Origin of the sequence: Streptomyces sp. ISL-43, assembly GCF_018614195.1 — a bacterium.
GTDB lineage: Bacteria > Actinomycetota > Actinomycetes > Streptomycetales > Streptomycetaceae > Streptomyces.
Window position 1 is genome coordinate 1 of record NZ_JAGGOT010000090.1, and the last position, 17,101, is coordinate 17,101.

The window sequence follows — 17,101 nt, forward strand, 5'->3', positions numbered from 1 at the left end:
TATGGCGGGGAGGAGTCACCTCTCCAACTCGGCGTCCCTGCTCCTGCCCGTGTCGAACCTGACGAACCTGCTGGCCTTCACCGCCAGCGGGCTCACCTTCACCCGCTTCGCGCTGCTGATGACGCTGCCCTGGCTGGCCGCGATCGCCGTCGAGTACGCCGTCTTCCGCCGCTTCTTCGCCGCCGACCTGAACGCGCCGACCGCGGAGACCGAGACCGCCGAGCCGCCGGAGATGCCGCTGTTCGCCCTGGTGACCGTGGCCGCCACGCTCGCCGGGTTCGCGGTGGCTTCCGCCGTCGGCGTCGCCCCGGCCTGGGCCGCGGCGGCCGGGCGCTGGTGATGGCCGTACGGGCGCTCGCCCGCCGACACACCACACCGGTCGCCATCATCCGTTCCGCCTCGGTGCCGTTCCTGGCCTTCGTACTGGCCCTGGGCATCGTGGTCCGCGCGGTCGTCGACAACGGCCTCGGCCACGCCCTCGGCCAGGTCCTGCCCGACGGTGCCTCTCTGCCCGCCCTGCTCGGCATCGCAGCGGTGGCCGCGGTCCTCGCCAATCTGATCAACAACCTGCCCGCCGTACTTGCCCTGGTCCCGCTGGCCGCACCATCCGGCCCCGGCGCCGTCCTAGCCGTACTCCTCGGCGTGAACATCGGGCAGGGCTCCGGCGGGAGGCGACCCATGAGACGACGCCATCACTTCCACATCGCCATGCGGGGCACTCGGTCAGCGCCCACCGTCCAGACGGGGCACCCCGTCGTGGTGGAGGTCCTCGTCGACGGCAAGGAGACCGGGCACGCCACCACGCAGGACGATCGCCCCGCCACCGTGCACGTCGTACCGCGCTGCCTCTTCCAAGCGCCCGGCACCGAGCCCCAGGTCATGTCGCCGCGCCCCTACTGACCCGCGGGAGCTGTCTTACTCGTCCTACCCGCTGATCAGTCACGTCCCGTTCATGCTCTACGGGTAGGGTCACGCCGGCCGGAATCAGTCCGGCGAGACGAAAGAGGGATGCGTGAGCGGGGCGGACGAGTCCGTGGGACAGCAGGTGGGCTTGTGGACGATCGCCCGTGAATGGGGCCGGATCGGCACCATCGGCTTCGGTGGCCCTCCTACGCACATCGCGCTGCTGCGCAAGCTCTGTGTGGAACGCCGCAAGTGGATCACGGCAGCCGAGTTCGAGGACGGCATCGCGGCCACGAACCTGCTGCCCGGTCCCGCCTCCACCCAGCTGGCGATCTTCACGGCGTGGCGGCTGCGCGGGATACCCGGCGCGCTGATCGGCGGCCTGTGCTTCATCGTGCCCGGCCTGGTCCTGATCCTGGCGCTGGCCGTCCTCTTCCTCACCGGCAACCCTCCGCTGTGGGTACAGGGCGCAGCAGCAGGCGCCGGTGCGGCGGTCGCGGCAGTCGCCGTCCAGGCCGCCACCGCCCTCATCCCGGCCAGCTGGAAGAGAGCCGGGCAACAGCGCGCCGCCCGTACCCGATGGATCGGCTACGCCCTCGCCGGCGGCGCGGCCGCAGCCCTCATAGGCCCGTGGATGGTCCTCGTCCTCATCACCGCGGGAGCCATCGAGGTCGCCGTACGCGTGCGACCCGCCCGTTCGGCCTCCCGGCCAGCCGCGTGGCCGCTGCCCCTCGCCCTCGCGGCACCGGCGGCAGGCGGTCTGCTCGCGCTGGCCTGGGTGGCGTTCAAGGTAGGCGCCCTCTCCTACGGGGGCGGGTTCGTCATCATCCCCCTCATGCAGGCTGACGCCGTCCACCACTACCACTGGATGAGCGACGGGCAGTTCCTCAACGCCGTCGCCCTCGGGCAGATCACCCCCGGCCCCGTCGTACAGACGGTCGCCGTGGTCGGCTACGCGGCAGCCGGCATCCCCGGCGGACTCTTGGCCGCCACCGTGGCCTTCGCCCCTTCCTTCCTCCTCGTCATCTGCGGCGGCCCCCGCTTTGACCGGCTACGAGCCAACCCCGGCGTGCAGGCCTTCTTCACCGGCGCCGGACCCGCCGTCATCGGCGCCATCATGGGCTCCGCGATCCCCCTCGCCCTGGCCCTGCACCACGCGTGGCAGTACGCAGTACTCGCGGCCGCCGCACTATGGCTCCTCGCCGCCCGCCGCGGAGTCGTCAGCGCCCTCCTCGTCGCCGCAGCCCTCGGCATCGCCGCAGCCCTGACGGGCTGGCCGACCGGCTGACACCGTGCTGTCTCCTGGCCCGTAGGCCAGCAGGGATTGCGCCGACACGGATTCACCGCTGAACGGCACGGTGGCTGCGGACAACCCGCACGCCGTCGCCCAGCAGCTGTCCATGCCAGAGCTCCGTCCTGCTCAACCAGGGTGATGAGCCTTGAAGTTGGGCGTCTGGGCGGAGGCAGCGTGCACGTTCCGACGCGGGATGCGGACGGGCGTCGGCAAGAGACCGGCGGGCTGGGGTCCGTGGACACGGCCCCAGCCCGTTCGGGAGTCAGAGAGCCGCAGTGACCAGCTGGTCCTGGCTGCGCTGGGCTGCGAGGTACCGCTCGGCGTCCAGGGCAGCGGCGCAGCCGGTACCGGCCGCGGTGATGGCCTGGCGGTAGATGTGGTCGACGACGTCTCCGGCGGCGAAGACGCCGGAGACGCTCGTGCGGGTCGAAGGGGCCTGGACCTTGATGTAACCCTCGTCGTCCAGGTCGAGCTGGCCGGTGAAGAGTTCGGTGCGCGGATCGTGACCTATGGCGATGAACAGGCCGGTGACATCGAGGGTGCGGGTCTTGCCGGTGAAGGTGTCGCGCAGGACGACGCCGGAGAGCTTGGTGTCGCTCTCCTTGATCTCGGCGATTTCACTGTCGAAGGCGAAGGCGATCTTGTCGTCGGAGAAGGCCCGGTCCTGCATGACCTTCGACGCCCGCAGCGTGCTGCGGCGGTGTACGACGGTGACGGAGCGGGCGAAGCGGGTGAGGAAGGTCGCTTCCTCCATGGCGGTGTCGCCGCCGCCGACCACGACGATGTCTCGGTCGCGGAAGAAGAATCCGTCGCACGTCGCACACCACGAGACGCCGCGGCCGGAGAGCTCCTCCTCGCCCGGCAGTCCGAGCTTGCGGTATCCGGAGCCGGTCGCGATGATCACGGACTTCGCTCGGTGCACGGTCCCGGCGGAGTCGGTGACTTCCTTGATGCCGCCGGTGAGATTCACGGAGACGATGTCGTCGTCGATCATCTCGGCACCGAACCGCTCGGCCTGGGCCCGCATGTTGTCCATGAGGTCCGGGCCGTCTACGCCGTCGGGAAAGCCGGGGAAGTTCTCGACCTCGGTGGTCGTGGTCAGAGATCCGCCGACGAAGATGGAGCTGCCGAACAGCAGCGGCTTCAGCTGGGCGCGGGCTGCGTAGAGGGCGGCGGTGTATCCGGCGGGGCCGGAGCCTATGACGATGACGTTGCGCACGTCGTCGGTCTGCGTCATCGCGGGTTACGCCTCCTGCTTCGCGTCGATCTCGGCGATCAGGCCCTCGATCAGGCCCTTGATCTCGTCGCGGATGGGGCGGACGGCCTCGACGCCCTGGCCGGCCGGGTCTTCGAGCTGCCAGTCGAGGTAGGTCTTGCCGGGGAAGTACGGGCAGGCGTCGCCGCAGCCCATGGTGATGATGTAGTCGGATGCCTGGGCGGCCTCGGGGGTGAGGACCTTGGGCTTCTGGTCGGAGATGTCGATGCCCAGTTCGGCCATCGCGGCGACGGCGGAGGGGTTGACCTTGTCGCCGGGGACGGAGCCGGCGGAGCGGACCTCTACGCGGTCGCCCGCGAGGTGGCGCAGGAAACCAGCCGCCATCTGCGAACGGCCGGCGTTGTGGACGCAGACGAACAGGACGGAGGCGGCAGGAGTGGAGGACATCGTTCTTCCTTAAGGGGATCGTTCAACTACAGGGGACGAAGCGGTGGATCAGGAGAGGTCGGCCAGCAGCGCGGTGATGTGCGCGTCGATCTCGTCGCGGATCGCACGGACGACCGCGATCGGCGCACCGTCGGGGTCCGCGACCGGCCAGTCCAGGCACACGAACAGCACCCGCGGCCGGCCGCCGTCCGGCGGGCTCTGTGTCTTCGCGAGCGCGTCCAGTCGTTCCGTGGCCAGGCGCTCCGCGAGCACGACCAGGTGGGTGCGGACGTGCGCGGTGGCGGCCAGGCGCGTGTAGGAGTCGGCCAGCAGCCGCTGCACCGTCTCCGGGGAGAACCTGCCCTCGTGGCGTGCCGCGAGGCGGCCCACTGTGGCGAAGAGCCGCTGATCGGGTACGGCGGCGGGGGTAGGGGGCGAGGACATGAGAACCCTCCACGGGCTCCAAGAGGTCAGCCGGGGCTGGTATCAGGGCCCGGTGATGTGACAGTATCAGCACATGATGACGTCAGTCGACACTGATCTGATCCGGGTTCTGGCCGACCCGCTCAGGCTCCGGATCGTGACCCTCCTTGCCCAGGAGACGCTCTGCACCACCCACCTCGTGGAGGAGACGGGTGCGAAGCAGACCAACCTCTCCAACCACCTGAAGGTGCTTCGGGAAGCTGGGGTCGTGGAGACCGAGCCATGCGGGAGGTTCATCTACTACCGGCTGCGCCCGGAAGTCATCGCACAGCTTGCCGGTCAATTCGCCGACCTCGCCCAGACCGCGCGCGCCACCGCCGAAGCGAACCTCAAGCGGTCTTGCCCATAGCTTTCCCCGCTTTGCCTCACCTGCCCGAGGAGAACCCGTCTTGACCGCCACCGAGCCCGTCGCCGCCCCCGCAGCGGAGATTGTCATAGCCGCCGAGGTGCCCCAGCCCGCACCCGGCGCCACCCCGCCGCGTACGCCTCTGATCGCCCGCGCCGCCGCCGAGTTGGTCGGCACCGCGGCCCTGGTCGCGGTCGTGGTCGGCTCCGGAATCCAGGCCACCAAGCTCACCGACGACGTGGCCCTCCAGCTGCTGGCCAACTCCACCGCCACCGTCTTCGGGCTCGGCGTCCTGATCGCGCTTCTCGGCCCGGTCTCCGGCGCCCACTTCAACCCGGCCGTCACGCTGGCCGAGTGGTGGACGGCCCGCCGCGGCGGCGCCGGCGTCACGGTCCGGGAGCTGGCCGTCTACGTTCCGTCGCAGATCGTCGGCGCCATCGCGGGCGCGATCCTGGCGGACGCGATGTTCGGCGAACCGCTGGTCAAGTGGTCCACCCACGACCGATCCGCCGGGAACCTCCTCCTCGGTGAGGTCGTCGCCACCGCCGGTTTGATCCTGTTGATCTTCGGGCTGGCGCGCACCGACCGGCTTCGCTTTGCGCCCGTCGCGGTGGCCTCGTACATCGGCGCCGCGTACTGGTTCACCTCCTCCACCTCCTTCGCCAACCCGGCTGTGACGATCGGTCGCGCCTTCAGCGACACCTTCGCGGGCATCGCCCCCGCCTCGGTCCCGGCATTCGTCGGGGTGCAGCTGCTGGGCGCGGTCGTGGGCCTGGCGCTGGTCGCGGTCATCTTCATGCGCGGCAAGACCGACTCGGAGACGCCCGCCGCATGACGCAGCGCACGGACGTGGTGGTGATCGGCGGCGGGCAGTCCGGGCTCGCCGCCGGCTACCACCTGCGCCGCCTGGGCATCGAGTTCGTCATCCTCGACGCCCAGACGGCGCCCGGCGGAGCCTGGCAGCATGCCTGGGACTCCCTGCACCTGTTCTCCCCGGCGGCGTACTCCTCCCTGCCCGGGCGGCTCATGCCCCCGCAGGAGGGCGAGGTCTACCCCGACGCCGAGCACGTCGTCTCGTACCTCGCCGACTACGAGAAGCGGTACGAACTCCCGGTCCAGCGCGGTGCCCGGGTCGAGGGCGTCCACCGCGACGGTGCGCACCTGCGGGTGGAGACCGACTCGGGCACCTGGCGGGCCCGCGCGGTCATCAGCGCCACCGGCACTTGGTGGCGCCCCTTCATCCCCGCGATTTCCGGCCGGGCCGACTTCACCGGTATCCAGCTGCACACCGCGAACTACCGCAGCCCCCGTGAGTTCGCGGGCCGGCGCGTGATCGTGGTCGGAGGCGGAAACTCCGGCGCCCAGATTGCCGCCGACCTCGCCCACACCGTCGACCTGACCTGGGTCACCCAGCGTGAGGCCCGCTTCCTCCCCGACGACATCGACGGCCGCGCCCTCTTCGACGCGGCCACCGCCCGCCGCCAGGCTCTCGACGCGGGTCGCGCGGACACCGGCGGCGTGGCCTCCCTCGGGGACATCGTCGCCGTGCCACCCGTGCGCGAAGCCCGCGACGCCGGCCTCCTCAAGGCCCAGCCGATGTTCACCCGTCTCACCCCTGACGGCGTCGAGTGGGCCGACGGCAGCCGCGTCGAAGCCGACGCGGTCATCTGGTGCACCGGCTTCCGCCCGGCCCTCTCCCACCTCGCCCCCCTCGGGCTCAGGGGAGTACGCGGCCACATCCCGACCGCAGGCACCCGGGCCGTGGACGAGCCCCGCCTGCACCTGATCGGCTACGGCGACTGGACCGGCCCCGCCTCCGCCACCCTCATCGGAGTGGGCCGCCCGGCGCGCGACGCGGCCCGAGAGATCGCCGACTCGCTATGTTGAAGGCGGCGTCAGCGAGAAACCGGTGGATTGATGGCGGACGAGCTGTTGGACCGGCGGGCTGTCCATGACGAGCTGGAGCGGGCCCGGACGACGTTCCACCACCTGCTCGACGGAGCCAGCGAAACCGACCTCGCCAGGCCCACGCGCGGAACGCGCTGGAACAACGAGCAGCTGCTGTTCCACATGATCTTCGGCTACATGGTCGTCCTGGCGCTCCTGCTTTTGGTGCGCTTGTTCGGTCGCCTTCCCCGTGGGATCAGCCGGGCCTTCGCCGCGCTGTTGAACGCGGCGACCAGGCTGTTCGATGTCATCAATTACCTCGGGCCGCTCGGGGCGGTCAAGGTCTACGGGCGACGTCGGATGGGTGTGAAGTTCGATCGTGTCATCGAGACCCTGCACCGCCGCCTGGATGCCGAGTCCGAAGCAGACCTCGCGCGCGGCATGCACTACCCCGTCCGCTGGGATCCCTTCTTCAAGGACTTCATGACCGTGGCGGACATTTACCGCTACCCGGCCAGGCACTTCGACTTCCACCGCGAACAGCTCACCCTCACCAGCCAGGGCTGAGCGGCGGGCCGATCAAGGGCCACGTGACTACGCTGGATGCGGGAGCGGCGATGCAGGCCCATGGCCGGAGGCGACCTCATGAGACGACGTCATCACTTCCACATCGACCACGTGGGGCACTCGGTCAGCGTCATGGTCCAGACCGGCCGTACCGTCGAGGTGGAAGTCCTCGTCGACGGCAAAGAGACCGGGTACGCCACCACGCATGGCGATCACGCCGTCACCGTGCACGTCGAGCTGCCGACGGAACCGCCGACGCAGGTCGCGGTACGCGCGACACCCGGCCCCGGTGTCCCCCGCTGCTTCTTGGAAGCGACCGGCGCCGAGCCGCATGTCATGTCGCCGCGCCCCTACTGACTCCCGCCACGAGCCGCCCTCGTCAGGCTATGGCCGGGCTCCGGCGCTCAAGCAGGACGACGTCGCGCCAGGCGCCGTGGTGGCGACCGACGCGCTCGCGGGTGCCGATGATCCGGAAGCCGGCGCGCTGGTGGAGGGCGAGGCTCGCGCCGTTCTCGGGGAAGATGCCGGACTGGATCGTCCAGATCCTCGCCGCCTCCGTGGACGCGATCAGTTCATCCAGCAGCGCTCGGGCGACACCCCTCCCGCGAGCGCCCGGGTGGACGTAGACGGAATGCTCCACTACGCCGACGTACGCGCACCGGTCGGAGACCCGGCTGGCGGCGACCCAGCCCAGCACCTTGCCGTCCTCGCCGAGGGCGGTGAAGCGGTGCTCGGGCAGCTTGGCGGCGTCGAAGGCCGTCCACGCCGGTGCGGTGGTCTCGAAGGTGGCGTTGCCCTCGTCGATCCCGGCCTGGTAGATCGCCAGGACCTCGTCCGCGTGTTCCGGGAGCAGCGGAGCGATGCGCATCTCCGTCAGGCCGCCTTCGTCGCGGCGGTGGTCAGCAGGGCGCCCATTGCTGCCAGGACGGCAGGCTCGACCCGGTAGTACACCCAGGTCCCGCGCCGCTCGGAGGACAGCAGGCCTGCGTCCTTGAGCTTCTTCAGGTGGTGGGAGACGGTCGGCTGCGAGACGCCGACGTCGGAGATGTCGCACACGCAGGCCTCGCCACCCGCGTGGGAGGCGACGAGGGAGAACAGCCGCAGCCGCACCGGGTCACCCAGCGCCTTGAACATCTTCGACGTCCGCTCCGCCTCCTCCGCGCTCAGCGGGCGTTCGTTCAGCGGCGGGCAGCACGGCGCGGCCGGCTCGCTGAGGACCGGCAGCTCGACCACACTCGGATTCGACATGTGTCGATATTGACATCGGTCGATGCTGTGGTGCAAGCTCCAGGTGTCGGCCATATCGACAAACGTCGAATCAGAAGATCGACGGAAGCCTGCCAATGGAGCCCAGGATGAGCGACAACACCACCCCCGCCACCTTGCCGACCGTGGTCATCGGCGCCGGCCCCGTCGGCCTGGCCGCCGCCGCCCACCTCGTCGAACGCGGCCTGACGCCCCTGGTCCTGGAGGCCGGCCCGAGCGCGGGCACCGCGACCCGCGACTGGTCCCACGTACGGCTGTTCTCCACCTGGGCCGAGGTCACCGACCCGGCCGCGGAGAAGCTCCTCGCCCCGACCGGCTGGGTCAAGCCCGACGGCGCCACGTACCCGACCGGCGGCGACTGGGCGGAGCAGTACCTGCAGCCCCTGGCCGACGTACTGGGCGAGCAGATCCGCTACAACGCGACGGTCACCGGCGTCTCCCGGGCCGGCCGAGACCGCGTCGTGGACGCCGACCGCGACGCCCAGCCCTTCACCGTCCACCTCACCACCCCCGACGGCCGCGAGGAGCGGATCTTCGCCGCCGCAGTCATCGACGCCTCCGGCACCTGGTCGACCCCGAGCCCCATCGGCGGCGACGGCCTCCCCGCCCTCGGCGAGCGGACGGCGTCAGACCGCATCTCGTACCGCGTGCCCGACCTCAAGGACCCGGCCCAGCGTGCCCGGTACGAGGGCAAGCGCACTGCCGTCATCGGCTCCGGCGCCTCCGCGTTCACAGCCCTCGCCTACCTGGCCGACCTCGCCAAGGACGAGCCCGGCACCCACGCCGTGTGGATCCTGCGGCGCGGCATCAGCGGATCCACCTTCGGCGGCGGAACCGCGGACCAGCTCCCCGCCCGCGGCGCCCTCGGCCTCGCCGCCAAGGCCGCCGTCGACAACGGCTACGCGGACGCGGTCACCGGCTTCCGCACCCAGGGAGTCGAGCAGGACGCCGACGGCCGCCTGGTCCTCGTCGGCGACGACGGCCACCGGCTCGACCCGGTCGACGAGGTCATCGGCCTGACCGGCTTCCGCCCCGACCTGGCCTTCCTCTCCGAGCTCCGCCTCGGCCTCGACGAGCGCCTGCAGGCACCCACCGAGCTGGCCCCGCTGATCGACCCCAACCAGCACTCCTGCGGAACCGTCTACCCGCACGGCGTGAACGAGCTTTCGCACCCGGAGAAGGGCGTCTACCTGGTCGGGATGAAGTCCTACGGCCGGGCCCCGACCTTCCTCGCCATGACCGGCTACGAGCAGGTCCGCTCCATCGCCGCAGCCCTCGCCGGCGACCACGAAGCCGCCGAACGCGTCGAACTCACCCTCCCCGAAACCGGCGTCTGCGGCGGCGTCGGCCTCTTCGACCAGCCCGAGGCCGCCGAGGAGACGGGTGGCGGCTGCTGCGCGACTCCCGCCGCGACCACACTGCAGATCGGCGTCGCCGCCCCGGCTTCGGCGGGTGGCTGCTGACCGCCATGCCGCGAAGCCAGCAGAGCGGCCGCGACCGGATCGGGGGACCGGTCGCGGCCGCGCGGTGCTTCCCGCCCTGTGCGCGACGCAGATCACCAGTTGGGGCGTCGTCTGCGGCCCTTCCCGGCTCTGACGGGGGATCCATTTGCCGGAGTCCGGCAGTGAGCAGGCCGCGAATGCGGGCATCAACGTCCTGTCAATGACACGTCAAGAACGTATAAGGTCGGTTGCGGTGTGCCGGGAAGCCTGGTCGGCGAACAAGGGACAAGTCTCTTTTTCGATCAGGGGGCGTTCGCCATGGTGCTTGTCGCGGTATTCGGAGTGGCGCTGCTGGTGGCGGTGTTGCTGTCCGGGCTGGCCGCCCGGACGGTCCTGTCGACCTCCTTTCTCTTCCTCGTCGGCGGGGCGTTGGTCAGTGACGGGTTGCTCGGGCTGATCCACATCACCCCCGACAGCGGCATCGTCGCTGTCACCGCTGATCTCGCCCTGTTCGCGGTGCTGTTCACCGACGGCATGCACGTCTCCTTCCCCGCCCTGCGCAGCGCCTGGAAGAACCCGGCCCGCGCCCTGGGCCTGGGCATGCCGCTCGCGTTCGTGTTCATGGCGCTGGTCACCCACTACCTGGTGGGCCTGGACTGGACGACCTCCTTCCTGGTCGGCGCGGTCCTCGCGCCGACCGACCCGGTGTTCGCCTCGGCGATCGTGGGCCGCAAGGAGGTCCCGGCCCGTCTGCGGCAGCTGCTGAACGTGGAGAGCGGCATCAACGACGGCCTGGCCCTGCCCGTGGTCCTGCTGCTGATCGCTGCGGCCGGTCCCGCCGCTGGCTCGGCCGAAGCCTCAGGGGCGAAGATCGTCTTGGAGCTGGCTCTCGGGCTGGTGTTCGGTGTGGTGCTGCCGCTGCTGGTGAGCGGCCTCGTACGGTTTCGCCTGCTGGGCGCGGAGCCGAAGCTGCAGCCGCTGCTGCCGCTGGCGACCGGTGTGATCCTGTACGCGGCCTGCCACCTCACCCACGCCAACCCGTACCTCGCCGCGTTCTCCGCCGGCGCGGTCCTGGCCTCCGTATCGCCCGAGTCCAAGCTCGCGTTCGAGCCGCTCGGGGAATCCCTCGCCGAGCTGGCCAAGTTCGCGGCCCTGCTCGTTTTCGGAGCACTGCTCACCCCGCAGCTGTTCGGAGACCTGCCGTGGGGCGGGTATGTGGCGGTGGTGCTGGCGATCGTGCTGATCCGGCCGGCGTCGCTGCTGCTGTCGCTCATCGGGACGCATTTCGACCGCCGGGAGAAGCTGGCCGCGGCCTGGTTCGGCCCGAAAGGATTCGCCTCGGTGGTATACGGGTTGCTGGTGCTCCAGTCCGGGATCCCGCAGGCCGAACAGGCCTACACGCTGATCGCTGTCTGTATCGCGTTCTCGATCATCGCGCACAGCAGCACCGACGTTCCGGTGGCTCGTATGTTCCGCGTCAATGAGCTGGTCGGCATCCCGGACGCGGACCAGGCTGTGCACCACACCACCCCCGAGGCGAACGGAACCGTCCATGCGCGCACGTGACCTGGCCATCCAGTACGAGACCGTCACCACCGAAACCGACGCCCTCGCGGCGGCCCGCCTGATGGCCGAACACCGTCTGCCCGGGCTGCTGGTCCTGGACGGCCGCGGCGTCCCGAGGGCGATCCTGCCCGCCTCCCAGATGATCAAGATGCTGGTACCGGAGTACGTCCTGGAGGACCCCACCCTCGCCGCGGTCATCGACGAGAAGCACGCCGACCGGCTGTGCGCGGCCCTGCGCGGCCGGACGGTCGGCGACTGCCTCTCCAGCAAGGCCACGCCGCCCCCGATCGCGAGCCCCGACGACACCGCACTGGAGGTGGCGGCACTCATGGCGCAACAGCGAAGCCCCCTGGTCGCCGTCGTCGAACAGAACCCGGGCGGCGCCCGCCTGCTCGGGGTGATCACCGCCGCCCACCTCCTCGACCGGCTCCTCGACGTCACCCCGCCGACACCCTGACCCCTTCCGACTGGAGACCCGTGAGCGACTGGCACAGCTGGGCGGCGATCGCCGTCTTCATCGGCACCTACGCCCTGATCATCAGCGAGAAGATCCACCGGGTCGCCGCCGCCCTCGGCGGCGCCGGCCTGATGCTCGCGATCGGGGCCACCGACGACGTCTCGGCGTTCTACTCCGAGGACTCCGGCATCGACTGGAACGTCATCTTCCTACTCCTGGGCATGATGATGATCGTCGGCGTACTGAAGAAGACCGGCATGTTCGAATACCTGGCCATCTGGTCGGTCAAGAAGGCCAAGGCCCGCCCCTTCCGGGTCATGGTCATGCTCATCGTCATCACCGCTACGGCATCGGCCCTACTCGACAACGTCACCACCGTGCTGCTCGTCGCACCGGTGACCCTGCTGGTCTGCGAACGCCTGAACCTGCCCGCGGCCCCGTTCCTGATCGCGGAGGTACTGGCCTCCAATATCGGCGGCGCCTCCACCCTGGTCGGGGACCCGCCGAACATCATCATCGCCAGCCGCGCCGGGCTGACCTTCAACGACTTCCTCGTTCACCTCGCACCGCTCTGCATCGTGCTGGTGGCCGTCCTGGTCGGCCTGTGCCGCTGGATGTTCCGCAAGACCTTCGTCTACGACGAGGACCGCGCCGCCGAGATCATGGCCCTGGAGGAGAAGGAGGCCATCAAGAACCCGCGCCTGCTCGTCCAAGGCCTGGCCGTCCTCGCCCTGGTCGTCGCCGGGTTCGTCCTGCACCCCGTACTGCACTACGAGCCGAGCATCGTGGCCCTCCTCGGTGCGGGCCTCCTCGTCGCGATCTCATCGGTGGAGACCAGTGACGTTCTGGGCGAAGTCGAGTGGCCCACCCTGGCCTTCTTCGCCGGCCTGTTCATCATGATCGGCGGCCTCATCGACACCGGCGTCGTGAAAGTGGTGTCCGACGCCCTCGCGAACGCCATCGGCGGCCGGGAACTCGGCGGCTCGATGCTGATGCTCGGCGCCTCCACCGTGCTCTCCGGCGTCGTCGACAACATCCCCTACGTCGCCACCATGGCCCCCATCACCAGCGACCTCGTCCAGTCCATGGGCGGCGACAGCGACCACGTCATGTGGTGGGCCCTCGCGCTCGGCGCGGACCTCGGCGGCAACGCCACCGCCATCGGCGCCTCCGCCAACGTCGTCGTCCTCGGCATCGCCGAACGCAACCGCCAGCCCATCACCTTCTGGCAGTTCACCAAATACGGCCTGATCGTCACCGCCGTCACCACCGCGATCGCAGCCCTCTACATCTGGCTCCGCTACTTCGCCCTCGCGTAGGACCGTCCGATGGAAGGAGCCAGCCATGCCGTACGACGACGAACCGGTCTTCAAACGCGGCAAGTGGGGAACCAACCGCTACACCTACAACCCCAACAACCCGATCGGGCTGGCCTTGATCATCGTCAGTCTGGTATTCGTCGGGACGATGATGCTCCTGATGGCCAACCGGGCCGGCCCCTTCAAACCCGCGCCCGCCCCCAGACCCTGGAATCCGCCGGCCTACGACTACCAGTGGCCGCCGCCGTCCAGCACACCCACGCCTTGAAGGGACGGCGCGGCGTTTCTACCGGTTCACGGTTTCCGAGGTGGACAGCTCCCGCGTACTTCGGTGGCCGGCCGGCCTCGGAGCCGGCCATCGCCAGCCCGGTGATCAAAAACGCCAGGCCGACGACCAACTCCGGGAAGCCCGGCCCGGATACGGCATAGAAGACACCTCCCACCGCCGTGATAGGCGCGCCCAGAAGGATCAGAGCGCCGCCGAACCGGAATTCCGACACGTTCGCCGGTACCAGGAAACGATCCTTGTGTGCAGGAAGGTCTTCATCGGTGGGCCGTTCCGGACAGGCGGCGGCTAGCGCGGAAAAGCAGGACCGCGGCTGCTGCGACGAAGGCGACGCCTGCGGCACTGCAGCCGGTCACGACAGCCGTAGGGGCGTCGGCCATGCGTGGGATCGCGTTGAGCGGTGCAAGGGCGTAGAAGCACAGGAGGGCCCACGCGTATGCGCGAACCGCCGCGCGGTCACGCCGCTGGGCGGTGCCAGATCGGATTGCCGTTCATCGGGACATCGGGACCTCTCCGCTGAGAACGCCCACGATAGAGGGTGAGAACCTGACCGGTTCATGCCGTAATCCGGCACCCTCCAACGTGCGGGGCTGCCGTCGGTACCCCGGCAGCGAAGGTGCCGCACCGGCTGCCGTGAGGACGGCACCGAAGGCAATGAGGCCGGGCGGCACCCGGCCCACGCAAGGCCTGGCCGAGGCAGCAGCGCGTTCAAGCCCGGCCGGCGATGGGTACGACCACGTGGCGGGATCGGTCGGTGAGTTCGGCGCGTAGTGCCTCGTTGTCGTGGTGGAGGGTGGCGACCGCGGTCGCGGCGGCCTTCGGCTTCATCGCCAGCTGCGTACATCGGGGGCTTCCTCCAATGCGGGGTGGTTAACGTTCTCGGGCCCCGTGCAAGGGGTGTGACGGGTCATCGAGACAGGGGAGAGCGCGGTAACGGAGCCCTGTTGGAACAGGTAGTCGACCAAGACGTCCTGTTTCCGAGGAGCTCCGTTGTCCGGCCATTGTGCCCTGTCGCCCGCTCTGGCGACCGTCTCTCGCGTGATCACCGTCTCCTCCTCCGCGTACCCGGGAAACCGTCGACGAGGAGATCAGGCAGTCCGCTGACGGTCGGTCGCAGATCCAGGCGCTGGACCGGACCCAGCCGGTGCCGCCGGTGGCCTTCGCCGCCACCGAGAAGCGCACCCACGACCACGTACGCGACGGCACCACGAACCTGTTCGCCACCCTGAATGTCCGCACCGGCGAAGTACTCGGCGAGTGCAAGCCGAATCAAAACGGCGCGAACTTCCTGGCATTCTTGAGGAAGGCGGTGAAGTCCATACCGGCAAGGGGACGTCGCCTTCCGCGCCGGACCTTCGACATCTGCTTTGTAAGTGCGCCCAGCCGTGCACAGGGCCTCGGAAACGGCCGCCCATCCCTTTGGTGGGGGCACCCCCACGGTCAGTACGGATCTGTCGGCGTCCGTTGGTGTTGCCGTCAAGGGTTGCCGTCAGAAACGCGGCCAAAGATCCACGCAACCCGGCGGGCATCCGCGTGGGGGACGTCTACGAGGACTGCTTCTTCCACCCAGTCCTCCGCACGGAGATCGACGATGATGGTTGGGTGGTGCTCAGCGGGGTCTCGCTCATCGACGGCAGCTTCCCTCGCTCGTGCGACGCCCAGCACTGCGGGCCCATCCGCATCCCAGTCGAGGAAGTCATGGCCATCAAGCAAGACCTCGAAGAGTACGCACACCGGCGGAAGGCTGAGCTGAGCGCCAGCAACAGCACCTGATCCGTAGCTCTAGCCAGACCGGTCAGCAACGGTCATTCTGGGCGCCGCACCGACCGCACTGAGCGAAGTCGGGGCTGGGGCAACCCCTGTCAGTCGATGGGCTCGCCGTCGTGTTCGCCGCCGATGCACGTCCACAGGCCCGTTGCGGAGTTGTACTCCACAGTGCCCTTGCCGGCTTGACATGTGGGCGCATCGACAGCGGGCGCGGCGGCTTGTGCGGCAGGGCTCATGAAGCCGAGAACGGCCAGGATGACGGCGGCGGCGAAGCCGAGAAGTCGTGTATGCATGGGGACCTCCTGTGAGGGCGGGTCATGGGTCATGACGCTACTCCGATCGGGTGCGGGCGCACTCCAGAGGCGTTCACCGGCATACGGCGGCAGACTGTTGTCATGGCAAGCACATCCGTGGTGGCCGTAGATCGCCCGAATGGCCTCGGCTGGCGGCACGTCACCGTCGACGGCAAGGACGCGGGGAATGTCCGCTCCATCAAGGAGCTGGGAAGACTCATAGACCGCGCCGGCCTGGAATCCGGATACGACATCCATTGGATCGGCGGGGACTGCACGGTCTGGCCGGACAACCCGTGGTACCGGTATACCGTCGGCGGTCTGATGGCACTCGGCCTCTTGGCGACAGCGAGCATGCTCTCAGTGATCGGCGTGAGGGACATCTTCGGCGCCCTTACCTACTCCGGACGCATCACAGGAATAATCTTCCTTCTTGCCGCCGCGCTGGAAATCGTTGCCGCACTGGCCGCTGTCGACTATTGGCACAAGCGCAAAGTGGCCCACTCCGGGATGATCGCTTTGATCGGCGCGTTGGGCTCTATTGCCGTCGGCTCGTTCATGCTGCTCATGCAGTTGATCGACAGAGGGACGTACACGTGGTACGTGCCGCTTTGGGTATTTTTTACCTTGCTGTCCGTGTGGGCACTGATCACACTCGTCCACGACCGGGTATGGAAGGCGGTTCCCCATCCGAAGCGCATCGTGGTTGGGGTGGCCATCTCCAGCCTCCTTGCCATCCCCAACGTGACGTATACGCAAATATATCTCCCCTACGCGACATCTCCGGTCGTGAACAGTGCAGCCACCTTCGGGAAACCGAGTCTGAACGAGGGGGAGACGAAGATGTATCTGCCGGTTCATCTGTCGGTGAAGAACGCAGGCCAGATTCCCCTCTACATCCTCGGCAGTATCTACTGGGTCCACGGCTGGATCCCGGCCAAGAAGAAGCCGCACTTCGAACTGATCCACTACGGTGAGTTCATCATGCCGCCGGGGCGGACATTGAATCCGGGTGAGGAATTCTCGGAGGACGAGATCGCCGAGATCGCGGTCAATAACTCGGATGAGTCGAAAGAATACGAGAAAGTCAAGGTCGAGGCCGAGCTGTACGCGATCAGGAAGGACCGGATGACGATAGTTGGCGACTATGAGCGCTCCGGCAAGAATCTGAGGCAGCTCATAGAGGAAGGTAAGGACAAAGATCCTCGGGGGCCGGACCAGGCGGACCAGCCAAACCAGAAGGATCAGCACTACTTCAGATATCAGACCGATATCTCGAACAGCAATGAGATCCTCAATGCGATTCGAGGCCGTCAGCGTATAACTCTGTGGTATGTGCACAAAAAGGACTGGCCGTACATTTATGTGGTTGTGGAGCCGCCTGGCTTGAAGGTTGATTTTGACCTGTTGGACCCTAATCGAAACAAGAAAGCCATTGATCGGTACGGCCTGCAACAGGTGCGCGGCTCAATGCAGCAGAAACCCCTCGCGGAACTTATGGACATGGCCAAGCACGAGCCCTCCGCCGATGAATCGCCCACGCCGACGAAGCGATGAAACGTCCTAGTGTCTCGTGATCCCGT

19 protein-coding genes and 1 pseudogene are annotated in these 17,101 nt (G+C 68.6%); 14 read left to right on the forward strand and 6 right to left on the reverse strand.

The genetic code is table 11. The features are described from left to right. Together J7F03_RS37295 and chrA are read left to right on the forward strand one after the other, a co-directional pair. A pseudogene (locus tag J7F03_RS37295) lies at positions 1–654 on the forward strand (SLC13 family permease); the annotation flags it as partial. A gap of 358 nt (positions 655–1,012) precedes the next feature. Beyond that, the gene (chrA, locus tag J7F03_RS37300; RefSeq protein WP_214957499.1) at positions 1,013–2,191 is read left to right on the forward strand and encodes a chromate efflux transporter; all 1,179 of its coding nucleotides are present in this window, start codon (positions 1,013–1,015) and stop codon (positions 2,189–2,191) included. Positions 2,192–2,459: 268 nt separating this feature from the next. Here chrA and trxB read toward each other — a convergent pair whose 3' ends face one another. The 3 genes from trxB to J7F03_RS37315 are packed head-to-tail and all read right to left on the reverse strand — an operon-like array spanning position 2,460 to position 4,283. After that, complete coding sequence (gene trxB, locus J7F03_RS37305; protein ID WP_214957500.1) at positions 2,460–3,434, reverse strand: thioredoxin-disulfide reductase; 975 nt, start codon at positions 3,432–3,434, stop codon at positions 2,460–2,462. 6 nt (positions 3,435–3,440) lie between these two features. Beyond that, positions 3,441–3,860 carry an arsenate reductase ArsC gene (locus J7F03_RS37310; RefSeq protein ID WP_214957501.1) on the reverse strand — a complete coding sequence of 140 codons (420 nt, stop codon included), beginning with the start codon at positions 3,858–3,860 and terminating at the stop codon, positions 3,441–3,443. A 48-nt stretch (positions 3,861–3,908) separates the two neighbouring features. Then, the gene (locus J7F03_RS37315) at positions 3,909–4,283 is read right to left on the reverse strand and encodes a three-helix bundle dimerization domain-containing protein (RefSeq protein ID WP_214957502.1); all 375 of its coding nucleotides are present in this window, start codon (positions 4,281–4,283) and stop codon (positions 3,909–3,911) included. Between the two features lie 73 nt (positions 4,284–4,356). Here J7F03_RS37315 and J7F03_RS37320 point away from each other — a divergent pair, with 73 nt between their 5' ends. From J7F03_RS37320 to J7F03_RS37340, 5 genes are all read left to right on the forward strand, one after another. Continuing rightward, on the forward strand, positions 4,357–4,671 hold the full coding sequence (locus J7F03_RS37320; protein ID WP_214957503.1) for a helix-turn-helix transcriptional regulator: 315 nt from the start codon (positions 4,357–4,359) through the stop codon (positions 4,669–4,671). Between the two features lie 40 nt (positions 4,672–4,711). Further along, positions 4,712–5,503 carry an MIP/aquaporin family protein gene (locus tag J7F03_RS37325; RefSeq protein WP_214957505.1) on the forward strand — a complete coding sequence of 264 codons (792 nt, stop codon included), beginning with the start codon at positions 4,712–4,714 and terminating at the stop codon, positions 5,501–5,503. Then, entirely contained in the window at positions 5,500–6,555 is a 1,056-nt protein-coding gene (locus J7F03_RS37330; protein ID WP_214957507.1) for an ArsO family NAD(P)H-dependent flavin-containing monooxygenase, read from the forward strand. Before J7F03_RS37325 ends, J7F03_RS37330 begins: the two co-directional genes overlap by 4 nt. A 30-nt stretch (positions 6,556–6,585) precedes the next feature. Next, on the forward strand, positions 6,586–7,122 hold the full coding sequence (locus J7F03_RS37335) for a DinB family protein (RefSeq protein ID WP_214957509.1): 537 nt from the start codon (positions 6,586–6,588) through the stop codon (positions 7,120–7,122). Between the two features lie 78 nt (positions 7,123–7,200). Further along, on the forward strand, positions 7,201–7,479 hold the full coding sequence (locus J7F03_RS37340; RefSeq protein ID WP_214957511.1) for a hypothetical protein: 279 nt from the start codon (positions 7,201–7,203) through the stop codon (positions 7,477–7,479). A gap of 22 nt (positions 7,480–7,501) precedes the next feature. On the opposite strand, the gene J7F03_RS37345 is transcribed toward J7F03_RS37340, so the two are convergent. Both J7F03_RS37345 and J7F03_RS37350 read right to left on the reverse strand, forming a co-directional pair. Continuing rightward, on the reverse strand, positions 7,502–7,990 hold the full coding sequence (locus tag J7F03_RS37345; RefSeq protein ID WP_214957513.1) for a GNAT family N-acetyltransferase: 489 nt from the start codon (positions 7,988–7,990) through the stop codon (positions 7,502–7,504). Positions 7,991–7,995: 5 nt separating this feature from the next. After that, entirely contained in the window at positions 7,996–8,370 is a 375-nt protein-coding gene (locus J7F03_RS37350; RefSeq protein ID WP_214957514.1) for a helix-turn-helix transcriptional regulator, read from the reverse strand. 107 nt (positions 8,371–8,477) lie between these two features. Between J7F03_RS37350 and J7F03_RS37355 the strand changes: the two genes are divergently transcribed. From J7F03_RS37355 to J7F03_RS37380, 6 genes are all read left to right on the forward strand, one after another. After that, positions 8,478–9,851: an NAD(P)-binding domain-containing protein gene (locus tag J7F03_RS37355; RefSeq protein WP_214957515.1), complete on the forward strand. Its 1,374-nt coding sequence runs from the start codon at positions 8,478–8,480 to the stop codon at positions 9,849–9,851. Between the two features lie 297 nt (positions 9,852–10,148). Beyond that, a complete protein-coding gene (locus tag J7F03_RS37360; protein WP_214957516.1) occupies positions 10,149–11,396 on the forward strand; it encodes a sodium:proton antiporter in 1,248 nt (415 codons plus the stop codon). Continuing rightward, on the forward strand, positions 11,383–11,853 hold the full coding sequence (locus J7F03_RS37365) for a CBS domain-containing protein (RefSeq protein ID WP_214957517.1): 471 nt from the start codon (positions 11,383–11,385) through the stop codon (positions 11,851–11,853). The genes J7F03_RS37360 and J7F03_RS37365 overlap by 14 nt, the downstream gene beginning before the upstream one ends. Positions 11,854–11,873: 20 nt before the next feature. Beyond that, positions 11,874–13,172 (forward strand): ArsB/NhaD family transporter, encoded by a 1,299-nt coding sequence (locus J7F03_RS37370; RefSeq protein WP_214957518.1) that lies wholly within the window; start codon positions 11,874–11,876, stop codon positions 13,170–13,172. A 25-nt stretch (positions 13,173–13,197) separates the two neighbouring features. Then, on the forward strand, positions 13,198–13,440 hold the full coding sequence (locus J7F03_RS37375) for a hypothetical protein (RefSeq protein WP_214957520.1): 243 nt from the start codon (positions 13,198–13,200) through the stop codon (positions 13,438–13,440). A gap of 1,551 nt (positions 13,441–14,991) precedes the next feature. Continuing rightward, positions 14,992–15,231 carry a hypothetical protein gene (locus tag J7F03_RS37380; protein WP_308380119.1) on the forward strand — a complete coding sequence of 80 codons (240 nt, stop codon included), beginning with the start codon at positions 14,992–14,994 and terminating at the stop codon, positions 15,229–15,231. Positions 15,232–15,320: 89 nt separating this feature from the next. On the opposite strand, the gene J7F03_RS37385 is transcribed toward J7F03_RS37380, so the two are convergent. Further along, the gene (locus J7F03_RS37385; RefSeq protein ID WP_214957522.1) at positions 15,321–15,518 is read right to left on the reverse strand and encodes a hypothetical protein; all 198 of its coding nucleotides are present in this window, start codon (positions 15,516–15,518) and stop codon (positions 15,321–15,323) included. A gap of 102 nt (positions 15,519–15,620) precedes the next feature. Between J7F03_RS37385 and J7F03_RS37390 the strand changes: the two genes are divergently transcribed. Beyond that, on the forward strand, positions 15,621–17,075 hold the full coding sequence (locus J7F03_RS37390; RefSeq protein WP_214957524.1) for a hypothetical protein: 1,455 nt from the start codon (positions 15,621–15,623) through the stop codon (positions 17,073–17,075). The last annotated feature ends 26 nt before the right edge of the window (positions 17,076–17,101 follow it).

What these genes read in the sequence shown, in the direction of transcription:
- trxB (WP_214957500.1), bottom strand. Translation starts at nt 3,434, where the DNA reads ATGACGCAGACCGACGACGTGCGCAACGTCATCGTCATAGGCTCCGGC.
- J7F03_RS37310 (WP_214957501.1), bottom strand. Translation starts at nt 3,860, where the DNA reads ATGTCCTCCACTCCTGCCGCCTCCGTCCTGTTCGTCTGCGTCCACAAC.
- J7F03_RS37315 (WP_214957502.1), bottom strand. Translation starts at nt 4,283, where the DNA reads ATGTCCTCGCCCCCTACCCCCGCCGCCGTACCCGATCAGCGGCTCTTC.
- J7F03_RS37320 (WP_214957503.1), top strand. Translation starts at nt 4,357, where the DNA reads ATGATGACGTCAGTCGACACTGATCTGATCCGGGTTCTGGCCGACCCG.
- J7F03_RS37330 (WP_214957507.1), top strand. Translation starts at nt 5,500, where the DNA reads ATGACGCAGCGCACGGACGTGGTGGTGATCGGCGGCGGGCAGTCCGGG.
- J7F03_RS37335 (WP_214957509.1), top strand. Translation starts at nt 6,586, where the DNA reads ATGGCGGACGAGCTGTTGGACCGGCGGGCTGTCCATGACGAGCTGGAG.
- J7F03_RS37340 (WP_214957511.1), top strand. Translation starts at nt 7,201, where the DNA reads ATGAGACGACGTCATCACTTCCACATCGACCACGTGGGGCACTCGGTC.
- J7F03_RS37345 (WP_214957513.1), bottom strand. Translation starts at nt 7,990, where the DNA reads ATGCGCATCGCTCCGCTGCTCCCGGAACACGCGGACGAGGTCCTGGCG.
- J7F03_RS37350 (WP_214957514.1), bottom strand. Translation starts at nt 8,370, where the DNA reads ATGTCGAATCCGAGTGTGGTCGAGCTGCCGGTCCTCAGCGAGCCGGCC.
- J7F03_RS37355 (WP_214957515.1), top strand. Translation starts at nt 8,478, where the DNA reads ATGAGCGACAACACCACCCCCGCCACCTTGCCGACCGTGGTCATCGGC.
- J7F03_RS37360 (WP_214957516.1), top strand. Translation starts at nt 10,149, where the DNA reads ATGGTGCTTGTCGCGGTATTCGGAGTGGCGCTGCTGGTGGCGGTGTTG.
- J7F03_RS37365 (WP_214957517.1), top strand. Translation starts at nt 11,383, where the DNA reads ATGCGCGCACGTGACCTGGCCATCCAGTACGAGACCGTCACCACCGAA.
- J7F03_RS37375 (WP_214957520.1), top strand. Translation starts at nt 13,198, where the DNA reads ATGCCGTACGACGACGAACCGGTCTTCAAACGCGGCAAGTGGGGAACC.
- J7F03_RS37385 (WP_214957522.1), bottom strand. Translation starts at nt 15,518, where the DNA reads ATGCATACACGACTTCTCGGCTTCGCCGCCGCCGTCATCCTGGCCGTT.
- J7F03_RS37390 (WP_214957524.1), top strand. Translation starts at nt 15,621, where the DNA reads ATGGCAAGCACATCCGTGGTGGCCGTAGATCGCCCGAATGGCCTCGGC.